Origin of the sequence: Chryseobacterium jejuense, assembly GCF_017877355.1 — a bacterium.
GTDB classification, from domain to species: domain Bacteria; phylum Bacteroidota; class Bacteroidia; order Flavobacteriales; family Weeksellaceae; genus Chryseobacterium; species Chryseobacterium jejuense_A.
Genome location: NZ_JAGIPR010000001.1, coordinates 743042 through 768906 on the forward strand (window position 1 = coordinate 743042; position 25865 = coordinate 768906).

Sequence of the window (25865 nt, forward strand, 5' to 3'; positions counted from 1 at the left end):
AATTTAACATAATATAAAAAAGACCCATGCTTCGCAAAATACTATACATATCGGTTCTTTGTCCCATTGTAATATTGTCCCAAACCATTGAAATGACAACAAAGCAGGTGAGGGAAGATATTGATTTTCTGATAAAAAATATTGATGAAGTAAGTGTAGATCCTTACAGCAGAATTTCCAGGAAAAACTTCCTTCTGGAGATGCATAATGTAGAAAATACAATTGTAAAACAGCCGACCATAAGCCCTGTTGACTTCTACAAGGCATTGCAGCCCGTTATTGTTAAGCTGGAAGATGGCCATACAGAACTAAATATTTCAGATTATGTAGCTAAAACCGATTATCTTATTTTTCCTTTTTCTGTAAGGGTTTCAGAAGATGGAGTTTTCATAAAATCCATTAAATCAACTTATAATGAATCTGTTACAGGAGATCTGATCGGGATGCAGATTACTGATATTAACGGGAAAAATTCATCCGAAATAGTAGAATTATTGCAGCATTATACCAGTGGTGAAAGCAAAAAAAGCAGGCTGGAACTAAGTGAGGATTATTTTAATGATTATTATAATCTTTTCCTGAAAAAAGGAAATGCAGTGGAAATAAGCCTTAATAAAAGCCAGAAGCTCAATATTCCTTTATTGAGAAAATCAGAGAAAAAATCAATAGCTTCTAAAGGTATAGTTACTAAAAGTTACTATTTTGATGTCAAAAAAGATAAAAACTGTGCGGTTTTTACATTCAATCAGTTCGCAGATCCGGAGAAATTCAGATCTTTTTTACAGAATATGTTTGCAGATTTAAAAGCTCATTATATTCAGAATCTTATCATTGACATCCGAAACAATGGCGGCGGAAATTCTGACCTTGGAGATGAACTTTTAAAATACTTAGTGGCAAAGCCATTTTCACAATATGAAAAAACGCTTGTTAAATACAGCGATATCCGTAAAGAATATTTAAAAGCCTCAGAAATCGATTCTACGGAATTAAAAAATTATTTAAGCGGAATATCCGGAACTGTAGGCGTTATAGATCACTCAAAAAATGTTATTGAGCCCAAAAATGAAAATGAACGATTTACAGGAAATGTTTATCTGCTCATCAGTGGCCAGACATTTTCATCGGCTGCAGATTTTGCCAATGCTTTTAAATTTTATAAAGCAGGAAAAATTATAGGCTCAGAAACCGGTGGATTTATAATTTCACCTGGAGAAGTTATAGAAAGACAATTGCCCAATTCAAAATTATTTCTGAACGTATCATCTACAAAAGATTTTAATATTGGTGCCACAGAGAAAGACTGGCATGGTGTAATTCCTGATATACAGGTTCAGAGCGAAGAAGCTCTGAATTATGCGCTGGATAGGCTTATAAAGTGATTAACTTGTTGATATATACTCTTTCCTGTAAATTTATATTTTTCCTATAATTTATATTATGTTAAATTGTTAATAATTGCATATTGGTTCATATTAATTAAAAGCTTAGTCGAAGAACTGCTGTTGAACTTTTCAGTTTCACTCCACTATTGTAAAATCCTTGTTGAAATAAACCTTTAAAAAGCTGAAGCTTCCTTTCAACAAACTTTTCATTGTTGGCTTTGAAAGACCAATGAAAAGTTTGTTACTAGCAATAGTTATTTCATTAGCAATTTATATTTTAAGTGAGCATCATAGTCTTCCGGCTCTTTTTCAAGGTATAACTTTAGATATTCAATCGCTTGTTTTTTTTGACCTGAAACCCTATACGCCTCACTTATATAATAATAGCCATAGGTTGAGTTTGGGAAAAAGTGATTATTTAACTTAAATAGATCTATTGCCTGATTAGCCTTTTTTTCGAACAATAGCTTACAACCATATCTTTCAATGAGATTTTCTCTTAATGAATATTTCTTTGAATTCAATTCTACTTCCTTAATGCCGGCTTCATAACCTTTATCGCATACGGTCTTGATGATATCTTTAGTGTAAAAAAAATTGTCAATGGATGGTACTGAACCTGCTAATTGTTTTTTAATCAGATTACTCGCTTCCCAATAATTTTCGACTTCTCCATTGGTTAGAATTACAACAGTGTAGCCCAAATCTGGATAAATCATTATTTCACAGGCAATACCATCGTGTCCGCCGGTATGTCCAATAATTCGGTGTCCGTTGATTATATTTTCTTCAAACCCATAGCCATACATTCCTTCTCTATACTTCACTTTACCTGATGTACAAAGAGTTACAGACTCTTTACTTAATAAAATATTATATTGTAAAGCATTGGCAAAACTCAACAAATCATCAGCTGTTGAATAGCCACCACCAGCAGGAGTTCCTTTTGCTAAATTTGAGAAAATATTATTTTTCCATTGCCCCGGTTCTTCCAATGACATTGTATAGCCGGTCGCCAAATTTGGAATCGCATTATCCAATTCGTAAACATCAGTATTGGTCATTTTTGCAGGTTTGTATATGTGTTCTTTTACGAAATCAAAATAATTTTGACCCGACACCTTTTCAATAATCAATCCTAAAACCATATATCCGAAATTGCTGTACAGGAAGTCACTGCCTGGAACAAAGGCCAGTTTTTTATCTGCAAACAATGGAAGATAATCAGAAACTGTTTTGAAGTTTACTTTTGCAAGTTTGTTGTATTCCTCCCAAAAACTGGACATTCCTGAAGTGTGCGTCAATAATTGATGGATGGTAACGGAGTCGGCAACACTTTTATTAGGATAATCTGTAAGATATTGGCCTACTTTATCCTGAAACGAAATTTTCCCAGATTCCACCAATTGCATAATGGCTATTGCCGTGAACATCTTATTGATAGAAGCTAAGTTGAACTTCGTGTCCGGTTTATTTTTAACACAGTCCGGCAAATTGGCAAAACCAAAGGCTTCTCTGTAGATTGGTTTGCCATCTTTTGCAATAAGAACAACCCCGCTTAAGTTGTTCTCATTTTCAAGATTTTTTAAGTGAGATCTTATCGGAGCAACGATGCTTTTCAAATTTTGCGCTCTTACCACGATAGGCTGTAAAACAACAATGAAGAAGATGGCTGTAATAAAGTATAATTGACGGGTTGTCATAGGATTGTCTTATATGATTAAGCAGCAAAACTACTTTAAGTATAAAAGGAAAAATTGTATAATTGTAAACCTACCTATAAAAATAGCCAATGAATTTGTTTTTTTTCTAGCATACTCGTTTTGTCAAAGAAAACCTTGGGAGAAAACCCTGTCACTGATTTGAATTCCCTGATCATATGAGACTGGTCAAAATAATCAACACCATATGCAATATCCGTTAAGTTGTTTCTTGCGTTATTTGATGCGTATTTATTAACCGCATTTCTAAACCTTAGAATCTTTTTGAATTGAGATGGTGTTTTACAGATATGTCTGCCAAAGTGTTTGTTTAATGTTGTACGCGAGATATCATTTTTTTTGCACAGTTCTGTAATGGTTACAGCGTCATTTTCATCACCCATCATTTCAGACAAAACATTCTCAAGAAAATTGTGTTTAAACCCAATTAATTTGGATAACCAATACCTTTCAACAGCTTCAATTTTTTCGGTGTCATTTTGCAAAGAAAGAATGTCAATCATCGCTTTTCTATAATCTTCAAAGGGCGAAAATTCAGAAAAGTTTGAACTGTTGTAATGGTTTAATTCGTGTTCTAAAAATGAATTAATAGCCAATGGTTTAAAATAGATCGTGATTTCGTTTATTTTCCCTTCGTACTGAACGTACACTGGCTTATTGAAATTAGACACCAAATTGGTTTCAACCTCATTATCATCACATTGTTCGATGATCAATTGATTTCCTTTAGTGATTGATTTTGATCTTTCACTGTTTGATACAATGGTGAAAATAGATGGGAACGTGATGTATTTGATGGATTCTTCTTCAGAGGTATGGGTGAGTATGTAAATACACTCCATATATTTTTTAAGTAAAGGATTGGAAGGGGTATAAACTTTTATTTTCATAGGTTGCAATTGGGAGCTAGAGCCCAACTAACTATTTGTACACATATTTTGTTAGATCTTAATTCACTTGCTGCCACCGTGCCTTTTAATTATACATGAAAAAGCCTTTCGCCTTTTTCTATTAGTGCAATAAAATGACCACTAACTTTCAAATGGATGCAATGCAATCCTACTCATTAACTTTCGTAAAGCTATATCTGACGCTAATTTAAATTTTATTTTTATTATTTTTCATTAAGAATTTGTTGTAATATTAAAGCGGTTGCCTTAGCATCGTCTAATGCTCTATGAAATTTAAAATCTTCTTTTACATTCATTTTTTCTAAAACTCTTTCTAGGGAGATTCCGGATGTAGAAATGTTTTTCTTTGCCAGCCAATAAACACCCAGTGCTCTGATATCAAAACCTCCGCCAACAAAATACTGATTATAATCTAATCCAAATTCTGTAAATTCTTTTCTCAAAAGTGGTAAATCATAGTACAATCCCCACCCTGCTAACGTTGATTTATTTTTTTCTCCATACCAATCTAAAAACTGGTGAATTGCTTCATCAAAATACTTTTCATTTTCAACCATTTCATTCGTAATGTTTGTAATATCTGTGATTTCAGGTAGAATGGGAAAATGTTTTGGCTTTATTAAAATTGAGAATTCGCTTTTTATTTCAAAAGTCTTCCTATCTAATTTTACAGCCCCTATTTCTATTATATTGGTTTCATTTATTTCATTTTTTCCAAAAGTTTTGCAACTTCCTTCTAAATCATAAATCACCAAATCACTTGAGAACTTCATATCAATGTTTATTAACAATCTCTCAAAGGTATTTTCGTACTGCGCAATCTATTAGCGTATATTGTCGTTTTTTATTTTAATTCAATAATTTCAGAATAATATTTCCTCCATTCGTTTGCTAAATCAACTTTGTCCATCATTTGTAATATACCTTCTAAATCATACTTTTTACGATTCCTTCCATCATTCAACATGCGGTTATCGCGAACTTTTTATCGTCTTCGCTTTGGGATAATAAATGCCAAAGCCATCCGAGAATATAACTATCCAAATTATCTTGATAACTTGAAGTATAAGGATATAACTCAAAATAAAGATCTACATAACATTCAGTAAATTTTTCTTTATTAACATGGAACAGAGGTTTTTCATATTCTGTTAAATTTTGTTGGATCACTACCATTAATTCCCCTTCATAATTATAAAACTCAGTTTTATAGGGAATATTACGCTTTCTGAAATTTCCATTCCTGTAAAAGAAATTATCATTTTTAAGAATAATATTTCCATCCATATCATATTCAAAACTATCACTTTTTCTACCCGGCCATTCTGACTGGGTTTTTCCGTTCAGATGCCAGGTTTTATAACTGATATAATCACCATCATCAAAATAACTTTCATTGGCTATTTGACCGTTGTCATAATATTCTACAGATTTCCCATGAGCATTGCCATTTTTAAATTGAGTTGTCATATTTCCATCGACTAATGTTCCTGTAAAGAGTTCTCCTTTATAAGACATACAAGTATAATAATCCTGAAGATTAGCTTCAAAATCGGTTTCATTATATTCTATAATTGTCTGGGTCATTATTGAATTTATCAAGGTTTACAAGATAGGTTTGCTCAAATGTAAGCACTCTCCTACTAAAATGATTATTAGTTTATTCCATCACATTAATTAAACTCAAGCTCATCAAAATCCTTTATTTCAGATAATTTGATAAGTTTTTCGACCTTGATCATTTCCCAGCTATCTTTGTATTTGACTTCATAATTATCGCCATCATCCTCTTTATTTAAATTATCTTTGGTAAGTTTCTTTTTGGTCAGAAAATTAATACTTACTTCATACTGAGGTACTGGTCCTCTGCTTGAATATGAGTCATAGCCAATGAGCTCCATATCCCCATTCTGATACCTAAAAGTGTAGCCCCAAGATCCATATCTTCCATGCCCATAATCTATATGTAAGTTTCCTTTTTCAATGCTCACACTTAACTCAGGAGCAAAGTATACGCCGCCATCCTCATTTTCAGAGGAAAAACAATTGTAGTTTTTAGAAGCCAACTCATAATAATTGCCTTTATTTAATAGTACAATAATACCTCTCCTGTTTCGGTCTAATTCCCCGCGATTTTCATCTTTTATAACTTTGCTTTTGTCTGTTCCTTTGATGATGAGTACAATGTCTTCCAATCCGTCTTTATTCAGGTCACCTTTTATTTCGTTCCAGCCTTCAGCTGAAACTCCCCCTTCATATTTGTTGATCACATACCCTGCTGGTATAAAGTCACTTGGGTTTTTCTTTTCTTCAATGCTTTGCGAGGAATGATTTACAGTAATGCCATTCTCTTGTACTCCTTGAATTTCAGTGTTTTTAGTTTCTGTTGATTTCTGCTTCTCATTTTTACAAGATGGCAATACAAAAGCAAATGCTAGAAATAGGACTATTTTTTTCATGGTTTTTATGTTGTTCCAGTTAAGATCACTTATTTATTGACGAATATAAATAATTTTGGCAACTGTATATAATTTTACATTAAAGTTATTTCGCGCTGTCATTCTGAAAGTAACAACGTGAATATTATGAGTCTGCATTCAGATTATTATTGAAATTCATAATAAAAAGCCCCAAAGTCTTACTTTGGAGCTGAATTTTGAAAATCTATTATTTCTTAACTATTTTGGTGAAAATTGTATTGCTTTTTAACAGATAATTCCCTGATGGACATTCAGTAAGGTCAACACGGTTGTTTCCTTTATTTAAAATCACATTTTTAATGATTTTACCTGTAATGTCATATAAATAAGCATTTTCATTGGCAGTGGATTCAATAGTAATTACTCCTGTTGTCGGATTTGGATAAGCCGGAGTTTTCATTTGTTTTGAAGTTTCTGCTGTTGATAAGTTAGCGTTGCAACTCGCGTTATAAGAGTCTCCATTAATATTGAAACCTTTGTTCGTCAATTGAGCTCTTGCCATAATAGCTTGCGGTGTAGAATAAGTTAATCCTGTTGCTTCTATGACTCCAATTGCGGATCCTAAGTTTGATAATGTAGGATTATTGCTGAGGGCAATTAGAAATTTATTATAATTAATACATGATAAACCAGAATTATTAAATCCGAAATATACATAGGCTGAAGGAACATTTTGAAAGCTGATATTCCAGGTAGAAATATCCTGATCAAAAAGCGAAGCACCATTGAACATCATAAAACTATCAGCACCCCAAACTTTATTAACATCCCAGTTTCCAATAGGCTGATTAAATGATGATGCATTGGTAAACATTTGGCCAAAACTTACTACTTTACTGGTATTCCAATTATTAAGAGGCTGATTAAAGGATTTAGCATTAGAGAACATATAACGGAAATTCGTTGCATTGCTTGTATTCCATGAATTTAATGGCTGATTGAACGCTACCGCATCCTGGAACATGGAAATGAAATTGGTTCCGGACGAGGTATTCCAGGCAGAAATATTTTGATTAAAAGCTGAAGCTGAAGAAAACATATCCCGAAAATCGGTTACTTTCGCTGTATTCCAGGTTCCAATATTCTGGTTAAACAATTTGGCTTTGTTAAACATACCATTCATATTCGTAATGGTGCTTGTGTTCCAGTTAGAAAATGAATCATTTCCAATCAGAGAAGGGCAATTAGAGAACATTTGTGATACATTGTTTATTTGGCTTAAATTAGGCGTATCTGTAGCCGTTACGTTAAGATTCGGACAATATGCAAAGCCCTGAGTAAATTGCTGAAGCCAAAGGATATCTCCCCATTGACTCACTTCAAAGAGTTCCGGATTTCCGCTGGCATTCATATAAGCACTGCCTTTAAATCCATAAAATAATCCATTGCCATTGGATGCTTTCACTTTGTAGGTTGCCTGGATAGGATTTGGGTTTAAAGAAGCTCCAAAAGAAATAATTGTAAAAATATTGCTATTGGAGGTAACGGAGAGAGTTCCGTTATGTTGAGGGTAGCCTACTTCTTCCCAGCTAATGGTGTAGTTGGTTCCGGTGCCACCAAAAGATATCGCATTATCGATGGTCCCATTTACATTAGGTTTCCATAAAGTAATAAATTCATTCTGTGCATAAGAAATGAAAAATAGAAAAAGAAAAATGATTACTAGTTGTTTTTTGTACATAATTTAAAATAATAATTTAAGGTTAAAATTGGGTTTGATAAGGTTGTAACTTCCCGGGGTTCTGTATCTTATCTCTAATACAAAGATATAGACGCATAGCGACAAAAGGTGTCGTATTATAATAAACTGAGTATTTTTTTTAATATTTTTTCAAATAATATTTAATTTTATTTATCTGAAAATCAATATTTTATATTTATTTATCTTGTATGGACATCTGTGAACATCTGAGCAATCTGTAGGAAAGAATATTTGAAGATTTTTAGAATATTTTAGCTCTAGTTTGGGTTATATTTTAAAATCTATTCGGGAGAAAATGTATCTTGTACTCTCCTATTGTTATTCTGTATTATAATATGCTGTTAGAAAAATTATTCAAGGAATTTGATGTAGATATCAAGACATTCAATTCGGCTGATTCTGAGCTTTTTGACCAATATTTTGAACGTATTTTGGTTAAAAAAAACACTTTCCTTATCCAGGAAGGCGAATTGGAAAAATACAGTTACTTTATTTTCAGAGGTATAGCCCGTTGTTGGACTTTAAATCATAAAGGTGAAGAACAGACGTTCTGGTTTTGCAAGGAAGGTACTTTTTCTTTATCCAACATATCCTTTACCTTGCAGGAACGATCTACTTTTAATGTGCAAACCATTACAGATTGTGAGATATACAGGATTGATTATCAACAGGCAGAAAAACTGTACAAAGCAATTCCTGGCTTAAAACCAGCTTTTGAAGACCTGACTGCCAGATTGTTGAATAAACTTCTCAACCGAAATATAGACCTGATAAAATACAGCTCAGAACAATATTATCTGCAAATGATGGCAGAATATGGCAATGCTTTCAATTATATCCCTTTAAAAGATATTGCTTCTTATTTAGGAATTACTCCTCAGGCGCTCAGTAGAATACGTAAACGCATTTTTTAACTCAGGTTCAGTGGTTGATATGGATAAATACGGATTTTTGCACCACAATATTTATGATTATGATTAGAGAAATTATACAAACAGATTACCCACAATTGATGAATATCTGGGAAAGTGCCGTCCTCAATACCCACGATTTTTTAAAAGAAGAAGATTTTAATTACTATAAAGAACAGATTCCCGGTTATTTTGAGCATGTTACTTTAGTAGGATTTGAAGTAGATAATGTTTTAGTCGGATTTATGGGCATAGCAGAAGGAAATCTTGAGATGCTTTTTATTCATAATGATTACCGTGGTCAAGGAATTGGTAAAAAACTCATCCAATACGGAACAGACCAGTTAAAAGTAAGCAAAGTAGATGTGAATGAACAAAATATACAGGCAGTTGATTTTTACAAACATATCGGATTTCATGTGCTGAGCAGATCAGAGCTAGACGGACAAGGAAAAGAATATCCTATTTTACATATGGGATTGTAATCCTATTGAAATAAATTATTATAGTCAAAAGCATCCCACGGGATGCTTTTGAATTTTTATGATATAGATATATTGTTTACTAAACGATAAATAATGAGGCAATAGCTTGTGCATCACTTCCACTCAAAATTTCATCATAGGCTGCAGAGCCTGCGGCAGCTCCAAATGCAGTTCCAGTGTTGTATCCGGCCTGATTCACGTTATCTTCACCGGCATAGACAGGATTAGTAGCTGATGGCATATTTCCTCCATTAGCAAGTTCAATCCAACCTTTATTAGCTCGCATTCTTCTAACTTGTGAAGCATGTCTTGCTTCCACAGAATGAATCTGCAAGGCCGCTTGAAGAACAACTTTATTGGACATAACATTTCCAGCCTGTCCTTTATAAGCTCTTACTCCTGTATCTTCAAAAGCCTGAGAGAGAATAAGAAATTGATTGTAATCGGTAAATGGTGAAAAATTACCGTTTGCTGTAAAATCAAAAGTTGGTTTGCTACCGGGAGTTACTCCCAGAGATGTAAGGGTGCTTTTCAGAAAACTGACATGGGCAGATTCATGTTTGGAAATTTGCATAAAAACTGCTCTGTCTGCATTGGGAATTAATCCTGAGGTGGATAATCCTATAGCGTAATATTCGTTTTCAAGGTACTCAAGTATCAGAGCAAGTTGTAAAGCGTCTGTTAAAGTACTTTTAAGGGCTGTTCCGGTAATCTTTGTATTTACTGTTTCTGCTTTTACTGACGTTGTCATTAAGGCTCCTAATCCTAGAGGAACAGCGGCTACAGCTGTTTTTTTTCCTAGTAAGGATATATTTGTAATGGTTTCCTGCCGGGATGCTTCCGTGGTGAAGAATTTATCATGAGAAAGCTTATCTAATAATTTAAGAATGTTCATAATACAAATTTTTGAAGATGAATAATTAATTAATACCTCTTTCTTTCCAGGTAAAGCGGGTTTTTATAAATCCTCCTGCTGCCATTACAATATCCTTCGGCTCTTTAGCAAGATCAAGACCATTCGCGTCTATTACATCGTCACCGGAAAAATCAGCGGTTCCGGGATTGATGAGATTTCTGATAGCAGAAGCATGTCTGGCTTCTACGGAAACTATTTTTCCTGCAATGACAAGATAGTCAGCATTAGTTATGTACTTTCCGGCACCATTGTAAGCCGCTACTCCTGTATCTTCCAATGCTTTTGCCGTGGCAAGTACAGAATTTCGGTCATTAAAGTTTACATTGGGATACTGAAAGTCAAGTTTTGGAAGTACATTTTGGGTAGCACCGCTGATTGCTGCTTTAAAAAAATCCCGGTGTATTACCTCATGATGGTAAAGATCAGTGAAGACCTCTTTTTCAATACTGGAAATTCCGGTATAAAAATTATTCACTACTTTGGTGTAAAAATCGGCTTCCAGTTGTTCAAGGGCGTAAGCATAATTTAAAATTCCTACATCTCCGGTTCCTAAATCAAAGATTTTGCTGTTATCCATCATCTGAAAGTCGTCATCATCATTACAGCCTATCATTGTGAGCCCGGCAATTGCCAGTCCCACGCCGCTCAGCTTTAAAAAGTTTCTTCTGCCTGTATCAAGAGTTGCCCCCTGATTAGAAACATGAATCATTTTTTTCATAATATTAATTTTTGAAGTGTTGGTTAAATAATCAAAAGAAAAAACAGCACCCTGAAAATATGCTGTTTAGCGTTATGTATACTATGGCATCAGAACCGTATCTATTACGTGAATAACCCCGTTAGACTGATTCACGTCTGCAATGGTTACTTTAGCACTGTTTCCTTTCGCATCTTTTATATAAAGATCTTTACCTTTCGTCCAGAAAGTAAGCTCCTCGCCCTGTACAGTTTTCATCATGCTTTTTCCGTTTCCAGCTTTCACTGCAGCCCAGATTTCTTTAGCACTGTATCTTCCTGGCAGAACATGATAGGTTAATATGCTTGTAAGCATTGTCTTATTTTCTGGCTTCACCAAGGTTTCTACTGTACCTTTAGGTAGTTTTGAAAATGCTGCATCTGTAGGTGCCAGCACTGTAAAAGGTCCTTTACCCTCCAGTGTTTCTACCAAGCCTGCGGCTTTTACGGCAGCTACTAAAGTTTTATGATCTTTAGAGTTGACGGCATTTTCAATAATGTTTTTAGATGGGTACATAGGAGCTCCTCCTACCATAACTGTTTTTTCTTTCATCATCTGTGCAGTTACCTTCCCACTAAATGCAAATGATAAAGCTACCATTGCTAAAACTGTGATTTTTGATTGTGTGTTCATTGTAATGATTTTTTTTAAATGAATTATGATTAATTTATGTTCTTAATGTCATTTACGAGTTTGGTTTTATTTTGGATTGAAAAAAGATGAAATATATTATAAGTGTCAGTTAAACAGTTACTTATTTTTATTGTCAGGTCTGAAGTCAAGACATATAGAGTTCATGCAGAATCTTTTTCCTGTTGGTTTTGGACCATCATCGAAAATATGGCCAAGGTGAGAATCACATCTTCCACATAAAACTTCTGTTCTTACCATATGATGAGAAGTATCTTTTTTGTATTTCACACTGTTTTTACGGATGGGCTGGTAAAATGAAGGCCAGCCGCAGGTAGTGGCAAATTTTGAAGTGGAAAGAAATAATGGGTTTCCACATACAGCACAATAATAGGTTCCCTTTTCATCAAGTTCATAATATTTTCCTGTAAAGGCTGTTTCTGTGGCTCCTTCTCTCGCTACCTGATACAGTTCAGGCTGTAAAATCTTTTTCCATTCAGAATTATCTACTTTCAGTATGTTTTCTGCTCTGTGTGAGTAGTAAGGATTCCGGATTTTAAAATGATCTGTCTGTGCCTTATATTTCCCGGTAGCTATTGTTATAACACCGATTAAAATAACTTTTGATAGTAAGTTTTTCATATTTAATAATTTTTAAATATTGTCTTAAAATCATTTACGAAATAAAAGATTATTTGGATTTTGTTTGATGTGTGTATTATTTTATTACATTTGAGCAGAAAAATAAAAATTATTAAAACAACCTATTCTGAAGAAGAACTTATCGTTTTACTAAAAGAAAAAAACGAAAACGGTTTTCATTATCTGTATGACCACTATTCCGGTGCGTTGTATGGAATTGTTTTTCGTATTGTTCAGTCTAAAGAATATGCTGAAGAAGTGATTCAGGATGTTTTTGTTAAAATTTGGAATTCTATTCATCAATATGATGCCTCTAAAGGGAGATTTTATACATGGATCATTAATATTGCAAGAAATACAGCTATAGATTACCTGAAGTCTAAAGGATTCCAGAACGAACTTAAAAACCAACCTCTTCCCGATTTCGTATATAATAGTACAGAACTTTCAACAGTCAATCATTCAGTTGATTATATAGGATTTAATAATGTGCTTGAAAATCTTGAAGTTGATAAACAGGAGCTCATCAATCTTTCATATTATCAGGGATATACACAGCATGAGATTTCTGAAAAACTGAAGATACCGCTTGGAACAGTAAAGACAAAAATGCGGAATGCATTAATGAAATTAAAGGACTTGTTAAAAGATTATCAATAAATTGAATACTAAAGAATACATATCATCCGGAATTATAGAATCTTATATTCTAGGTCATGCTTCTCCTGAGGAAGCAGGTATTTTGGAGTGTGTGATAAAGAATAATGCGGAAGTGAGGGCTGCTTTTGAAGAAGCCCAAAAAACATTGGAAAATCTTGCTACAGCGCAGGCTATAGCGCCACCAGATGATTTAAAATCCAAGATCTGGAATAAGATTCAAAAGGAACAGAATTTTGAAGAAGAAAAACCTTTTTCTCCAGAAATTTCTGCTACTCCTTCTCTGGAAGTGTCTGAAGTTAAAAAAAGTATTCCTTGGAAAACGTTGGGTATTGCTGCTTCTGTTTTATTTTTAGCAAGTGTTGCCGGAAATCTTTTTTGGGTCAGTAAGCAATCTGAAGTACAAAAAGAAATTGCAGTAATGAAGGCTGAGAAACAATCTCAGGACTTGGCTATGCAGAAGATGAACCAGAAAATAACCATGTTTTCTAATCCTGAGATGCAAATGGTCATGTTAAAAGGTGTAGAAAATCATAAGGATGCTAAAGCAATGGTTTTCTGGGATAAAAAAACAAAAGAAGTTTACCTTAATGCAGAGAACTTGCCTAAAGCCCCTGCAGGAATGCAGTATCAGCTTTGGGCTATAGAAGACGGAAAACCTGTAAGTGCAGGAATGTATTCAGAAGATAAGGACAGTCAGGTTGCTTTGGCTAGTATACCTAAAGCACAGGCCTTTGCTATCACTCTTGAAAAAGAAGGCGGAAGCCCTGTTCCAACAATGGAAAATATGTTTGTAATGGGAGAAATATAAAGAAATAGATTAAAATTAATAATATTTCCAGTCTCTAAATAATAAAAAAACAAAAGCATCCGATTGGATGCTTTTGTTCTTTATGGAATTGAAAATAATTAAGATGCAAATTCTACAGAAGCTTCTTTAGCAGCAGCAACCATAGCAATTAAAGCCTTTTCAGTTTCTTCCCAATGTCTGGTTTTTAAACCGCAATCCGGATTTACCCAAAGCTGTTTTGCAGGAATTACCTGTTGTGCTTTGATGAGCAATTCTGTCATTTCTTCCTTAGACGGAACTCTTGGTGAGTGAATATCATAAACTCCCGGACCAATCTCATTAGGATATTGGAAGTCTGCAAAAGCATATAAAAGCTCCATTTGCGATCTTGAACATTCTATCGTAATCACATCAGCATCCATATCCGCAATATTCTTAATAATGTCATTAAATTCAGAATAGCACATGTGGGTATGGATTTGGGTAGTGTCTTCTACTCCACTTGCTGATATTTTAAACGCTTCAACAGCCCATGTCAGATAGTTCTGCCAGTCAGTTTTTCGCAATGGAAGTCCTTCACGGATAGCGGGTTCATCAATCTGTATAATTCTGATTCCGGCCTTCTCCAGATCCTGAACTTCATCACGGATGGCCAGAGCAATCTGTTTACAGGTTTCGGAACGAGGTTGATCGTCACGTACAAATGACCATTGTAGAATAGTAACAGGTCCTGTTAACATCCCTTTTACCCATTGATTGGTTTGAGATTGGGCATATTGAGACCAGTAAACCGTCATAGGTTCCGGACGGAAGATATCTCCAAAAATGATCGGAGGTTTTACACAGCGGCTTCCATAGCTCTGTACCCAGCCATTTTTGGTGAAAATAAAACCTTTCAGCTGCTCTCCGAAGTATTCCACCATATCATTACGCTCATATTCTCCATGAACGAGAACATCAATTCCAATGTTTTCCTGCCAACGGATGGTTCTCTGGGTTTCCTCTTTTAATAAAGCATCATATTGTTCAGCTGTTAATTCTCCTTTTTTGAATTTTGATCTCCAGCTTCTTACCTCGGCAGTCTGCGGGAACGATCCGATAGTAGTTGTCGGAAACAACGGAAGCTGTAATGTTTTTTGCTGCGCTTCCTTACGGATATTGAAAGGATTCTTTCTTTGTGAATCTTGTTCTGTAACAGATGCTGCTCTTAATTTTACTTCTTCATTATGGATGAGTGGAGAAGTTTTTCTGTCCGAAATTGCCTTTTTATTATCATCAAAATCCTGTAGAATATGGCTATCTGTTGTTCCTGATGCCAATTCTTTAAGGGTAACCACTTCTTTTACCTTTTGTTTGGCAAAAGCCAGCCAGTTTTTAATTTCAGAATTAAGATTCGTTTCAAAGTCTAAATCACATGGCGAATGCAGCAGGGAACTTGATGGAGCGATAAAAACCCTTTCAGATCCAAGTTTTTCGACTGCTTTTGTAATAAAAGACAACGATGTTTCATAATCATTTTTCCAGATGTTTCTTCCATCTACCACTCCCAGAGATAAACTCAGGCTTTCAGGAATAGCATGAAGAACGTCTTCCAACTGTTCCGGACTTCTTACCAAATCAATATGCAATACATTCACAGGAAGTGAAACAGCAAGAGGTAAATTGTTTTTTAATCCTTCAAAATAAGTGGCTACAATGAATTTAAGTTTTGGAAACAGTCTTCGTAGCTCAGCATACACAAAAGTATAGGTTTCTTTTGCCTTTTCAGTAATATCTAACGCAAGGAATGGTTCGTCAAACTGAATCCATTCTGCCCCTTGAACCTGAAGTTTTGATAGTATCTCAATATAAACAGAGAGTAGATTGTGAGCAAGATCCAGTTTATCAAATCCTTCTTCTTTTTCTTTTCCTAAAAGTAAATATGAAACCAAACCGATAATCACAGGTTTTGCATTGATTCCTGCCTGTTTAGCACCTGCAAATTCATTGAGGATTTTATCTGAACTAAGCTTAAACTGTTGGTTTTTATAAAATTCAGGAACGATATAATGGTAATTGGTATCAAACCATTTGGTCATTTCCATGGCAGTGATATCCAATCCGTCTTTCTGATAGCCTCTTGCCATAGCAAAATAAAGATCCAGTTCAGAATTATTTTTTCTAAGTGCTACTTCATGATAACGTGTCGGAATAGCACCTACCACCAGACTCATATCCAGTACCTGATCGTAATAGGAAAAATCATTACATGGAATAAGATCTATCCCGGCTTCTTTCTGAAGGCTCCAGTTCTGGCTGCAGATAGTTCTTCCTGCTGTAAGAAGTTCTTCCAAAACAATTTTACCTGACCAATACTGTTCGCAGGCTTTCTTAAGTTCTCTTTTGCTACCAATACGCGGATAGCCCAGAATGTGAGTTTGCATTTTTACAAATTTTTAGATTACACTTTATTTTAAAGCTCTTTGAAATGCTTCAGAATGCATTGTAGGATAAGTAAATCTTTGAAGTCAATGATATAGGCAAAGGATACAATTCTCCGGAAGAAAATGTAAGCCAATATCATCTGTATAACTCAAAAGCTTCACACCGCGAAAGCATTGTCAATTCAGTAAAGGCAGGTCTCCTGACTTGTAACGGTTTCCGTCATCCTTCCCGCTTTTGGCAGTGGATATCTAAGGACAGAAACCTTTGATGTGTTACTTACAGTTGCGCGACAGCTCGTGATTCCCACACGATTCCCTATTAATCTACGTTAAGTAAAACCTTTCCTGTTTGATGAAGATCATAAAGAACTCATCTATTATCAATATTAAGTTCGATAATAGATTTTAATTTTGTGTAAAATTATTAAAACAGAATATATTATCAATTAAAAGTGTTTTATTCGGTTAATTTAGCTTTTAATATGCGTTTTTAAAGAATATAATTCTGTAAATTTGAATGATTTTAAACCATAAAAGAATAATATTCTGTGGAACAGCTCGATGATAAGGATATAAAACTGCTGAAACTGCTTCAGAATAATGCAAAACTGACGGTTAAAGAGCTTGCAAAGGAAATTAATCTGTCTCCTTCTCCTGTTTTTGAACGGGTAAAAAGGTTGGAACAGGAAGGTTTTGTGAAAAGATATGCTGCGGTTCTGGACGCCGAAAAGCTTAACCGTGGATTTACGGTATTTTGTCAGATCAAATTAAAGATTCATGATCGTTCGGTAGGCTATGATTTTGTAAAAGAAATTCTGGAAATTCCGGAAGTGGCGGAATGCTACAATATTTCGGGAGATTTTGATTTTCTCTTAAAGGTTCAGGTTCGGGATATGAAGCATTACCAGGATTTTGTTTTCAATAAACTGGGTTCTGTAGATTCTATAGGAAGCACACACAGTACATTTGTAATGGCTGAAGTTAAGAATAACCACGGCCTTACTTTATAGAGAAAATGTAGCTATGAACATGTAACTAATAAATAGTGTTCCGAATCTGAATCCTATTCATTTTCAAGAGATTATTCATTCCACTCTGTTTCATTTCATTGAGAATGACAACGACAAGAACTCTACAACCTGTTTGCTTAAGCTACAAAAGGAAATGTATGAAAAATAAAACCGCTCTTTTCAGAGCGGTATACTTTTTTTAACTTTTAATGGAGCTGCTGATTAGCAAGTAGAACCACACTCTAATAATTTGATGTGGATTACACCATTAACTACACACTGTGTTTGGCATAAAGCGTTTCCAACAACGGTACCTACACCGCCGATAACACCTCCTACTGTAGAACCTACACCGCCGACAACACCGCCAACGATAGTACCTACTCCTCCGATAACGCCACCAACAACGCCACCTAGACCACCTAATAATCCTCCGATTGGATCAAGTAATCCTTCTCCTGAAATAGATTTTAGTTCGTTTCTGTCTAGTTTTTTGAAATTTTTCATGATTAAAATTTTATATGATTAATACATTACAAATATATGATAATTAATAATAAACTAATATTATTTTGAATTAAATAATTAAACAATTTTATTATTTAATATTTCGTTAATATAAATAGATAATTATGTAAATATCATTTTACTTTGTATCTGATTGATTTACTAAATTTTAAAAAACATATTTCAAATTTTAAATGTTAGAGTTAATATTTTCAATGTAAATGAACTTTTTTATGATTAATATTTAAAAAATGTTAAAATGAGGTTTTGGAGGGTAAAAACGAAGGATAAAACAGGAAAAAATAGATGCGTTTTCAACCCATTTTGTCGGCTTTAGTTAATAAATGATAAAATTCTCCAAATTTTATGGTAAAAGCTGTTCCTATTATTGATAACAGCAGGCAAAATTTGTATTTTTGTGGACATACTTCTATCAATGTCAATTTTTTCAAATAATATACGCTCTCTGAGAGCCAAGAGAAAGCTTTCTCAGCAAAATGTGGCTGATGACCTTACGATTTCCCGAGTGAGATATTCTAAATACGAAAACGGAATTTCAGAACCTCCTATTGAGCTTCTTATCCGCATATCCAAGTATTTTCATGTCAGTATAGATCTGTTATTGTCTGTTGATCTTCAAAAATATTCAACAGAGGATATGCTGAAGCTTCCGGACAACAGAATAGTTCTTCCTGTAGCTGTGGATGATCTTGGAAATGATACCATAGAAATCATTCCGCAGAAAGCTTCCATGGGATATCTGGAGGGATACAGTGATGTGGGATATATTGAAAGTCTTCAGCGTATTGCCCTGCCCTTTTTAAATAATGGAAAATACAGAGCATTTCCGGCAGATGGAGATTCAATGCCGCCATTTAGAAACGGGTCGTACATTGTAGGAAAATATGTAGAGGGAATTGATGAGCTGAAAGCTGGAAAAACTTATGTTTTCATTACACAGAATGATGGGATTACCTATAAACGTTTTAAAGAGAATAAAGGAAATGCGATTTGCGTAAGCGCCGATAATTCTTTCTATGAACCCTATGATATTCCGTTTGAGGATATTGTGGAAATCTGGCAGTATGCTTCAGGAATTTTCCCGGAAGATTTTGAACCCGGAGATTATGAAAGCTATAATTTCAAAGAAATGTTCAGGGAATTGAGACAGGATATCAAAGAATTAGATAAAAAAGTTTCTACACGCCGTAGAAAGTCCTCACAATAAACGGATTAACAATTTTCAGAAAAACAAACAGGCTCTTCGATTCATTTTGGAGAGCCTGTTTTAAAACCATCTAAAAATATAAAGTATGATATGAAAATACTTTCAGTTTATATAGGACATGCTTCCAACATTAGATGATGCAGGTCTGTATTTTTAATGTAAGGCTTTAAAAGCTGACTATCTGGTCCGTAGGCAGCTACTTCTACATAATCTCCAGAATGGTCCATACTGATCCAGCCTACTGAATTTCGACTTTTCTGAATTTCTGAATAAAGTTTGAATGGTAATTTCTTATAATTATAAAGTCCTTCTTCTTTTTCGAGTCCATTGTAAAAACTTTGTAAATGTTTGGCTTCATCATCGTTCAGAATAAGTTTGTTGGCTTCATATATCCAATCTTTAATATCCTTAGCAGAATGATCTTTATGAATTTTATTCAGGATATATTCATTGGTATAGTGATAGTTTGAAATACTATTAAAGTTTTTGGTGGCATCAGTCCCATAAATGATTCCGGGATTGGCATTCCCATGATCTGTTGTGATGATTACTAAAGTGTTACCATCTTTTTCAGCAAAATCTATTGCTGTTTTCACAGCTTCATCAAATGCCAACTGATCGTGAATCAATGCAGCTATATCATTGGCGTGAGCTGCCCAGTCTACTTTTCCCCCTTCTATCTGAAGAACAAAACCTTCCGGGTGATCCTTCATCTGATCAATAGCCGTATCTGCCATCTCTGCTAAAGTAGGTGTGTTTTGAAGTTCTTTAAGATTAGCCCTGTCAATGCTGTATGGTAAAGCTCCGGTATTGAAGATTCCTAAAATCTTGTTTCCTTTTTGAATGGTTTTGAGATCTGTACGATTCTTCAAAATTTGATAGTTCTTTTTTTTGTAAACAGAATAGAGGTCTTTCTTATCTTCTCTTTTTAATGGATTAAAAAATTCATCTCCACCTCCAATCAGAATATCTATTCCCAGTTCTGCATACATTTCAGCTATTTGAGGCTCTGCATTTCTTTTGGTGGAATTAACACAAAACCCCGCAGGCGTGGCATGAGTAACGGTAACACTTGTAACACATCCAACTTTTTTTCCTGCTTTTTTATATTTCTGCCATATTGGAATATGGTTTTCCCCATTAACTCCGATATTTAACACCCCATTTTGTACTCTTATCCCACCTCCGAAAGCTGAACTGGCAGCTGCGGAATCTGTTACGATTGAGCTTGCAGAAGCTGTATCCATTAATGCCCGTGAAACTTTTTTCTGATGATATAAGCTGAGCCAATGGCTTTCCTTACCCAAAATGTTTCTAGAATAAAGATCTGCCATTGAAAGGGTTCCAAGACTCATTCCATCACTCACCATGAATATGATGTTTTTTGCTTTTCCGGTTCCTGGAGATTTAGCACTCTTTGTAGAACTCCAAAGTTCAGTGGGTGATAGTGATAATAATCCTGAAAGCAGCACTGAACCTTTTAGAAATTTTCTTCTATCCATATATTGTATAAATAATACGCTAAATTATTTTATATTCTTATTTAACGACACTTAGTTGCATTAATAAATGGTTAATTTTAAATATGTTGAGGAAAAGGATCTTCAAATTTGGCTTTTCGATCAAATAATTCTTTTTCACGACCACTGATAAGACAGCTGGTAAGATCTTGTAAGATTTGTTCTTTGTCCAGATATTGGCCAATAAAAACCAGTTCATTGATTCTGTCGCCCCAATTTTTATCCCATCTACTTTCAATAAATTCCTGATTTTCCATAAAAGAAGTATATTGTACTCTATGGCTCATAGGCATACTGCTCCACCAAACTCCCGCTTTCTCCAGACGAAATGAACCTCCTGCCTGAGAAAAGTTCAAAGCATCATCAGGTCTGGAAGCCAACCAGAAAAGCCCTTTGGCTCTTAATATACCTTCAGGATAATGATTAAGGTATTCCCAAAGCCTGTTGGGATGAAATGGTCTTTTATCTCTGAATACTAAAGAGCCTATTCCGTATTCTTCTGTTTCAGGAGTATGATGATCAGTCTGCAGTTCTTTTTGCCAGCCTGCAGAAGCCTGTGCTCTATCAAAATCAAATAACCTTGTATTTAAAATATTTTGTGGATCAATTTGACCAAATTCTGACTCCAGAATGGTAGCATCCGGATTTAATTTTTTAAGTGCAGATTTCAAAAATCCTAGAGTTTCCGGATCAATTAAATCTGTTTTATTCAAAATAATAACATTGGCAAATTCAATCTGATCGGTAAGAAGGTTAACAATGGTACGGTAATCTTCATCAATATCAGTGAGCTCACGGTCCATCAACCGTTCATTGGAAGCAAAATCTCTCATGAAGTTAAAACCATCCACAACGGTTACCATGGTATCTACATAGCTGAAGCGGGAAAGATCTATTCCACTTTCTTCATCAATATAAGTAAAAGTCTGTGCTACTGGAATAGGTTCGCTGATTCCAGTACTCTCGATTAAAAGATAGTCGAAGCGGTTTTCAAAAGCTAACCGTTCTACTTCAACCATGAGGTCTGCTCTTAATGTACAACATATGCAGCCATTACTCATCTCAACCAGTTTTTCTTCTGTTCTTGAAAGGGTGTTTTGGTTTTCAACAAGCCTTGCATCAATATTAACTTCACTCATATCATTGACTATAACGGCCACTTTTAAACCTTGTTTATTATGTAGAATATGGTTTAATAGAGTTGTTTTTCCGGCTCCTAAAAAGCCACTGAGCACTGTTACCGGGAGTTTTTTTGTCATTTTTTTCTTAATGTTTGTGATTCTTAAAATTGATAAGATGTGCTGTGATAAGTCCTGCTGCTCCTACATAAATCAAAGGAAGGTGGACTTCAAACATAAAGTCTGCAGCTACAGAAACAGCAATAAGACCAATGGATATCCAAAATAAAAACTTCAGTTTGCGATTGGTTATCTGTTTCGTTAATCTATAGACTATCAGTGCTCCAATAGCAAGAAAGCCCAGATCGATATAAGGATTATGTGATATTCCTAAGGGAATGACAAGCAATAAAGGAAAGACAATACAATGAATCAGACATAAAGCTGCTGCTGAGATTCCTACTGCATCAAGAATTTTAGACTTCATAAAAGATCAGGATTTAAATTTCTTATTGTAACTTTGTTGCAAATGTAAATATAAAAAATCAAATAAAGCAACTTTGTTGCATTAAAATATGAAACAAGTTAGAAATACCCACGCCAAAACTGAAATTTTAAACCTTATTAATGCTTCTGAGGTGGCATTGAGCCATTCCGATATTCAAAAGAAACTAGGGGAATTATGCAATAGGGTCACGATTTACAGAGTTTTGGAAAGGCTTGAAAATGAAGGAGCCATTCACAGGGTTGTTAATGTGGATGGTGTGGTCAACTTTGCAAAATGCAGTGGTAAATGCAGTCATGAACAGCATTTTCATAATCATGTTCATTTTAACTGTAAAAAATGTCATTCTGTGACGTGTATTGAGAATGCTATCCCGGAAATTAGTTTACCGGATCATTTTATTGCTGAAGAATATAACTTTATCATCAGTGGAGTGTGCCCGAAATGTACGATGAAAGCATAAATAACTGCCGGATATATATTTTAATTTCCTCTGTATGCAGAAGGTGTCATGCTGGTGTATCTTTTGAAAAACCGACAAAACAGTGATGATTCAGCAAAATGTAGTACATCAGTAATTTCCATTACTGACAGATTGGTTGTTTTCAATAAAGATTTGGCCTGTGCTACAACCGCTTCATTGATCCAAATCAGGATAGACTTTCCTGTCTGTTTACGTATTATTGTAGTAAGGTATTTACTGGTTAGATGCATTTTCTGGGCATAAAAGGAAACACTTCTTTCTTCTTTATGATGATGGTATAATAAATCAAAAAAAACAGCTGTTAATTCTGTTGCTCTTGTATGTTGTTGTCCCTGTTCAGCATTAGTATTATATACATCTTTTATTTCTGCTAAAAGGGCTAACAACAGGAATTGAAGTATATCTGTCTTACTCCTGCTTTCTTCTCTATAATAATGCATAGAAATATTCGTATGATGTTGTCTAAAGATTTCAAAACCTTCATCATTTAACCTGATACATGGTATTTGCCTTATTTCGTGAAAAAACATGTAGTTATTCGAAAGAGAATCTCTGGAAATAAAATCAGGATCGAAAAAGATAGTGTCTATATGCAGATCATCCGATATTTCTATTGGTTCCATCATAGAACCGGGCGGTACAACCATCAGAGTATAGGGTTCCAATAATTTTTTCTGAAAATTTATTTTCAGTTCTGCTTTTCCTTTTATACAGATTGCACAGATAAAACCATTGACAGTATGTGGATAATTTGTTAATCCCTTTCGTACAGAATCTTCTGCTCTGTTTACCACAATTCCTTCCACATTCTGCAACCCTATTTTCTCAGACACATAAGGTATACCGTAATTTTCAACATCTCTCCCTTTTTCCATAACGTAAATTAAATTTCAGGTAAAGAAGATATTTATTTCTCAATAAAACAAACGTATTGCACATTTATTCTTCTTCTGGGATAATATAATTCGATCACTGATCCACTTACTTTGCATCAGCTTTAATAATTAATAAAGATTGAGTTATGAAAACAAAAATGGAAATACCATTGCCTTTATCATTGAAAGAGCGTGATCGTCGTTGGGATATTGCACGCATCATTATGAGAAAAAATGAACTGGACGCTCTTATTATTTACGGAGACAGAGAATCTGCAGCACCTGCCCCGTTTTGTATTGATCATTATTTTACCAATGACAGACTTGGGTCTGTTGTGATATTTCATAAAGAAGAAAAGCCGATTGTTGTAACTTTTGCTTCTATGATGGTGGCAGATCATATGCAGGCTTCCCTTCGTGGAGATCAGCAATGGATTGAGCCTGAACAAATCTATGTTGGTAAAACTGGGTCCAATATTGGAAATATCCTTAAAGAAAAGGGACTTTCAAATACACCCAAGATTGGAATAATCGGTTTGGAGCCTTATCCACCCTTCTATTTTGACGGAGCACTCCCCCATCGTACATGGAAAGGTATCATGGAAGCCTTTCCAAATGCAGAAATAAAGGCCGTTTATATGGATTTTTTCAAACTGACTGCTCCAAAAAGCGATGAAGAACTGACTTTAATCAAACATGCTGCCCACATTGGGGAAGCAATGAGTGAAGCAATGCGCGTTACTGTTAAACCTGGAGTAAGTGAAGCTGAAGTAGCAGCAGCTATTACCTCTGCCTGTATTTCGAAGGGTGGATTTACGGCTGAAATATTAATGGGGTCAGGACCTGAATATATTGGGTGGGGGCCGCCAGCCTGGCAATATCGGTCACAGCCTCCTCGAATCATTAAAGAAGGAGACATTGTTTTATCTGAGATCTTTGCGCTGTATGGGATGTATGAAACTCAGCATCAGGCCGCAGTGGCAGTTGGAAATATACATCCAAATCTTGAACGTGCAGCTCTTGTCTCCCGTGCGTGTTATGAAGCAGGAGTTAATGTTTTGAAATTGGGGAAAACTTTTGGAGAAGTTGTGGATGCCATGGAAAGACCACTTTTAGAAGCTGGCGGATGGCATGTACATCCTTTGATACACAGTATAAACCCTTATGGTCCGATTGGATTTGGAACCGCTCCGGGGATCGAAATATTACCACAAGCAACCCGATACGGAAATGTGGGTAGGTTACCCAATCCTGGAAGAGATTTAGTACTGCAGGAAGGAATGTGCTTTGCCTTTGAACCCAATTGTGCTTTTGGAAATCATCTTGCCAATATTGGAGGAACTGTAATTGTTGGCAGTGACAGAGGGATTGAACTCAATACCAACTCTACTCATCTGATGAGGGCAGAATATTAATAAAAACAGTAAAGCAATTTCCTAAAAAATAATCCTTCCAACTGGAAGGATTATTTCTATATAATTAGAATAGCCACTAATACACTAATTATTTTATCCGTGCATTAATGGCAAAGAATAATTGTGTCCATTTAAACGGAGAAATGTTATAGGAATATATTAGGATATCAATATTAACATAAATAACATGCTTATTAACAATAATAAAGCCTCCTTAAAGTTGTTTTAAAGAGGCTTTGTTTTTTTATTATATCTGTTATAAAGGAGATATATACACTTCTATTTTAGTTCCGTCATAGTTGAAAGTTCCATCAGAATTGATCTTTCCAAGAACCCATTTCATGTCTACCGGAACAGACCATGCAGAACCTAATGCAAATCCATTAACGGATCTGATCTCATTTCCATTTCCTGTTGTAATCGCTGAATGAAACCATGTTTTGTCGATAGGTCTATAGAAACCAATGGCTTTTCCTTTAGGAATCGGAGAATATCCATCCCATTTTTTCCCTCCCGGATAGTTGAAGGTTTCTAACCACTTTTGACCTGCTGATCCTGCCAATTGATCAGGACTGATGCGAGCTCCTCTCATGTACAGGGCATAAGCAACTACATCATGGCATACTCCGCTACTGTACTTTGAAATATTTTCTGCTCCTGAAAGAACGGCATGTGCTACAGGTGCCCTTTCAGATAAAGATAGTTGAGCCTTCCTGGCTCCTTCTGGTGTTACTGACATATTAAGAATATTTTGTTTGGTTACTGTAAAGATAGTCTTTTTTACCCAATCTGGCATTCCCTAATCACCAGGTCC

General features: G+C 34.9%; 26 protein-coding genes and 1 riboswitch. Of the genes, 9 read left to right on the forward strand and 17 right to left on the reverse strand.

Features of this window, described 5'->3' with window-relative positions; all coding sequences use genetic code 11:
- Positions 1-92 precede the first annotated feature (92 nt).
- Positions 93-1382 (forward strand): S41 family peptidase, encoded by a 1290-nt coding sequence (locus tag J2772_RS03395; RefSeq protein ID WP_209913277.1) that lies wholly within the window; start codon positions 93-95, stop codon positions 1380-1382.
- Between the two features lie 257 nt (positions 1383-1639).
- Here J2772_RS03395 and J2772_RS03400 read toward each other — a convergent pair whose 3' ends face one another.
- The 6 genes from J2772_RS03400 to J2772_RS03425 all read right to left on the reverse strand — a co-directional run bounded on the left by J2772_RS03400 (position 1640) and on the right by J2772_RS03425 (position 8178).
- Complete coding sequence (locus J2772_RS03400) at positions 1640-3088, reverse strand: serine hydrolase domain-containing protein (protein WP_209913281.1); 1449 nt, start codon at positions 3086-3088, stop codon at positions 1640-1642.
- Positions 3089-3162: 74 nt separating this feature from the next.
- Entirely contained in the window at positions 3163-3996 is an 834-nt protein-coding gene (locus tag J2772_RS03405) for a helix-turn-helix domain-containing protein (protein WP_209913283.1), read from the reverse strand.
- A 224-nt stretch (positions 3997-4220) separates the two neighbouring features.
- Positions 4221-4790 (reverse strand): 3'-5' exonuclease, encoded by a 570-nt coding sequence (locus J2772_RS03410; protein ID WP_209913285.1) that lies wholly within the window; start codon positions 4788-4790, stop codon positions 4221-4223.
- Positions 4791-4977: 187 nt separating this feature from the next.
- A complete protein-coding gene (locus J2772_RS03415; protein ID WP_209913287.1) occupies positions 4978-5604 on the reverse strand; it encodes a hypothetical protein in 627 nt (208 codons plus the stop codon).
- 86 nt (positions 5605-5690) lie between these two features.
- On the reverse strand, positions 5691-6476 hold the full coding sequence (locus J2772_RS03420) for a hypothetical protein (RefSeq protein ID WP_245365090.1): 786 nt from the start codon (positions 6474-6476) through the stop codon (positions 5691-5693).
- Positions 6477-6684: 208 nt separating this feature from the next.
- Positions 6685-8178 (reverse strand): BspA family leucine-rich repeat surface protein, encoded by a 1494-nt coding sequence (locus J2772_RS03425; protein ID WP_209913288.1) that lies wholly within the window; start codon positions 8176-8178, stop codon positions 6685-6687.
- A gap of 356 nt (positions 8179-8534) precedes the next feature.
- On the opposite strand from J2772_RS03425, the gene J2772_RS03430 reads away from it, so the two are divergent.
- Together J2772_RS03430 and J2772_RS03435 are read left to right on the forward strand one after the other, a co-directional pair.
- Positions 8535-9113 (forward strand): Crp/Fnr family transcriptional regulator, encoded by a 579-nt coding sequence (locus J2772_RS03430; RefSeq protein WP_209913289.1) that lies wholly within the window; start codon positions 8535-8537, stop codon positions 9111-9113.
- 59 nt (positions 9114-9172) lie between these two features.
- On the forward strand, positions 9173-9595 hold the full coding sequence (locus J2772_RS03435; protein WP_209913291.1) for a GNAT family N-acetyltransferase: 423 nt from the start codon (positions 9173-9175) through the stop codon (positions 9593-9595).
- Positions 9596-9674: 79 nt separating this feature from the next.
- Here the strand turns inward: J2772_RS03435 and J2772_RS03440 are convergent, their stop codons facing one another.
- From J2772_RS03440 to msrB, 4 genes are all read right to left on the reverse strand, one after another.
- Positions 9675-10490 (reverse strand): ferritin-like domain-containing protein, encoded by an 816-nt coding sequence (locus J2772_RS03440; protein WP_209913293.1) that lies wholly within the window; start codon positions 10488-10490, stop codon positions 9675-9677.
- A 25-nt stretch (positions 10491-10515) separates the two neighbouring features.
- The gene (locus J2772_RS03445) at positions 10516-11229 is read right to left on the reverse strand and encodes a ferritin-like domain-containing protein (protein WP_209913295.1); all 714 of its coding nucleotides are present in this window, start codon (positions 11227-11229) and stop codon (positions 10516-10518) included.
- An 81-nt stretch (positions 11230-11310) separates the two neighbouring features.
- Positions 11311-11880, reverse strand: coding sequence for a fasciclin domain-containing protein (locus J2772_RS03450; protein ID WP_209913297.1), 570 nt, complete (start codon positions 11878-11880; stop codon positions 11311-11313).
- Positions 11881-11997: 117 nt separating this feature from the next.
- Positions 11998-12519 carry a peptide-methionine (R)-S-oxide reductase MsrB gene (gene msrB / locus J2772_RS03455; RefSeq protein ID WP_209913300.1) on the reverse strand — a complete coding sequence of 174 codons (522 nt, stop codon included), beginning with the start codon at positions 12517-12519 and terminating at the stop codon, positions 11998-12000.
- A 90-nt stretch (positions 12520-12609) separates the two neighbouring features.
- On the opposite strand from msrB, the gene J2772_RS03460 reads away from it, so the two are divergent.
- On the forward strand, positions 12610-13179 hold the full coding sequence (locus tag J2772_RS03460) for an RNA polymerase sigma factor (protein WP_245365093.1): 570 nt from the start codon (positions 12610-12612) through the stop codon (positions 13177-13179).
- Between the two features lies 1 nt (position 13180).
- Positions 13181-13987, forward strand: a complete 807-nt coding sequence (locus J2772_RS03465; RefSeq protein WP_209913302.1) for an anti-sigma factor domain-containing protein — start codon at positions 13181-13183, stop codon at positions 13985-13987.
- A gap of 98 nt (positions 13988-14085) precedes the next feature.
- On the opposite strand, the gene metE is transcribed toward J2772_RS03465, so the two are convergent.
- Entirely contained in the window at positions 14086-16389 is a 2304-nt protein-coding gene (gene metE / locus J2772_RS03470) for a 5-methyltetrahydropteroyltriglutamate--homocysteine S-methyltransferase (protein WP_209913304.1), read from the reverse strand.
- A 172-nt stretch (positions 16390-16561) separates the two neighbouring features.
- A riboswitch (cobalamin riboswitch) is annotated at positions 16562-16748 on the reverse strand.
- Positions 16749-16937: 189 nt separating this feature from the next.
- On the opposite strand from metE, the gene J2772_RS03475 reads away from it, so the two are divergent.
- The gene (locus J2772_RS03475; protein ID WP_045496937.1) at positions 16938-17399 is read left to right on the forward strand and encodes an Lrp/AsnC family transcriptional regulator; all 462 of its coding nucleotides are present in this window, start codon (positions 16938-16940) and stop codon (positions 17397-17399) included.
- A gap of 222 nt (positions 17400-17621) precedes the next feature.
- Here J2772_RS03475 and J2772_RS03480 read toward each other — a convergent pair whose 3' ends face one another.
- Entirely contained in the window at positions 17622-17906 is a 285-nt protein-coding gene (locus J2772_RS03480) for a bacteriocin-like protein (RefSeq protein ID WP_052480601.1), read from the reverse strand.
- Positions 17907-18342: 436 nt separating this feature from the next.
- Here J2772_RS03480 and J2772_RS03485 point away from each other — a divergent pair, with 436 nt between their 5' ends.
- Positions 18343-19134 (forward strand): XRE family transcriptional regulator, encoded by a 792-nt coding sequence (locus J2772_RS03485; RefSeq protein WP_209913305.1) that lies wholly within the window; start codon positions 18343-18345, stop codon positions 19132-19134.
- A gap of 107 nt (positions 19135-19241) precedes the next feature.
- Here the strand turns inward: J2772_RS03485 and J2772_RS03490 are convergent, their stop codons facing one another.
- The 3 genes from J2772_RS03490 to J2772_RS03500 form a co-directional block, all read right to left on the reverse strand.
- Positions 19242-20636 (reverse strand): alkaline phosphatase, encoded by a 1395-nt coding sequence (locus J2772_RS03490; protein ID WP_209913307.1) that lies wholly within the window; start codon positions 20634-20636, stop codon positions 19242-19244.
- Between the two features lie 77 nt (positions 20637-20713).
- Positions 20714-21913 (reverse strand): GTP-binding protein, encoded by a 1200-nt coding sequence (locus J2772_RS03495; RefSeq protein ID WP_209913309.1) that lies wholly within the window; start codon positions 21911-21913, stop codon positions 20714-20716.
- A 7-nt stretch (positions 21914-21920) separates the two neighbouring features.
- A complete protein-coding gene (locus J2772_RS03500; protein ID WP_209913311.1) occupies positions 21921-22259 on the reverse strand; it encodes a MerC domain-containing protein in 339 nt (112 codons plus the stop codon).
- A gap of 88 nt (positions 22260-22347) precedes the next feature.
- On the opposite strand from J2772_RS03500, the gene J2772_RS03505 reads away from it, so the two are divergent.
- Positions 22348-22740: a Fur family transcriptional regulator gene (locus J2772_RS03505; RefSeq protein WP_209913313.1), complete on the forward strand. Its 393-nt coding sequence runs from the start codon at positions 22348-22350 to the stop codon at positions 22738-22740.
- A gap of 20 nt (positions 22741-22760) precedes the next feature.
- Here the strand turns inward: J2772_RS03505 and J2772_RS03510 are convergent, their stop codons facing one another.
- Positions 22761-23636 (reverse strand): helix-turn-helix domain-containing protein, encoded by an 876-nt coding sequence (locus J2772_RS03510; RefSeq protein ID WP_209913315.1) that lies wholly within the window; start codon positions 23634-23636, stop codon positions 22761-22763.
- Between the two features lie 146 nt (positions 23637-23782).
- Between J2772_RS03510 and J2772_RS03515 the strand changes: the two genes are divergently transcribed.
- A complete protein-coding gene (locus J2772_RS03515; protein WP_209913317.1) occupies positions 23783-25051 on the forward strand; it encodes a M24 family metallopeptidase in 1269 nt (422 codons plus the stop codon).
- 256 nt (positions 25052-25307) lie between these two features.
- Here the strand turns inward: J2772_RS03515 and J2772_RS03520 are convergent, their stop codons facing one another.
- Complete coding sequence (locus J2772_RS03520) at positions 25308-25790, reverse strand: hypothetical protein (protein WP_209913319.1); 483 nt, start codon at positions 25788-25790, stop codon at positions 25308-25310.
- Between the last annotated feature and the right edge of the window lie 75 nt (positions 25791-25865).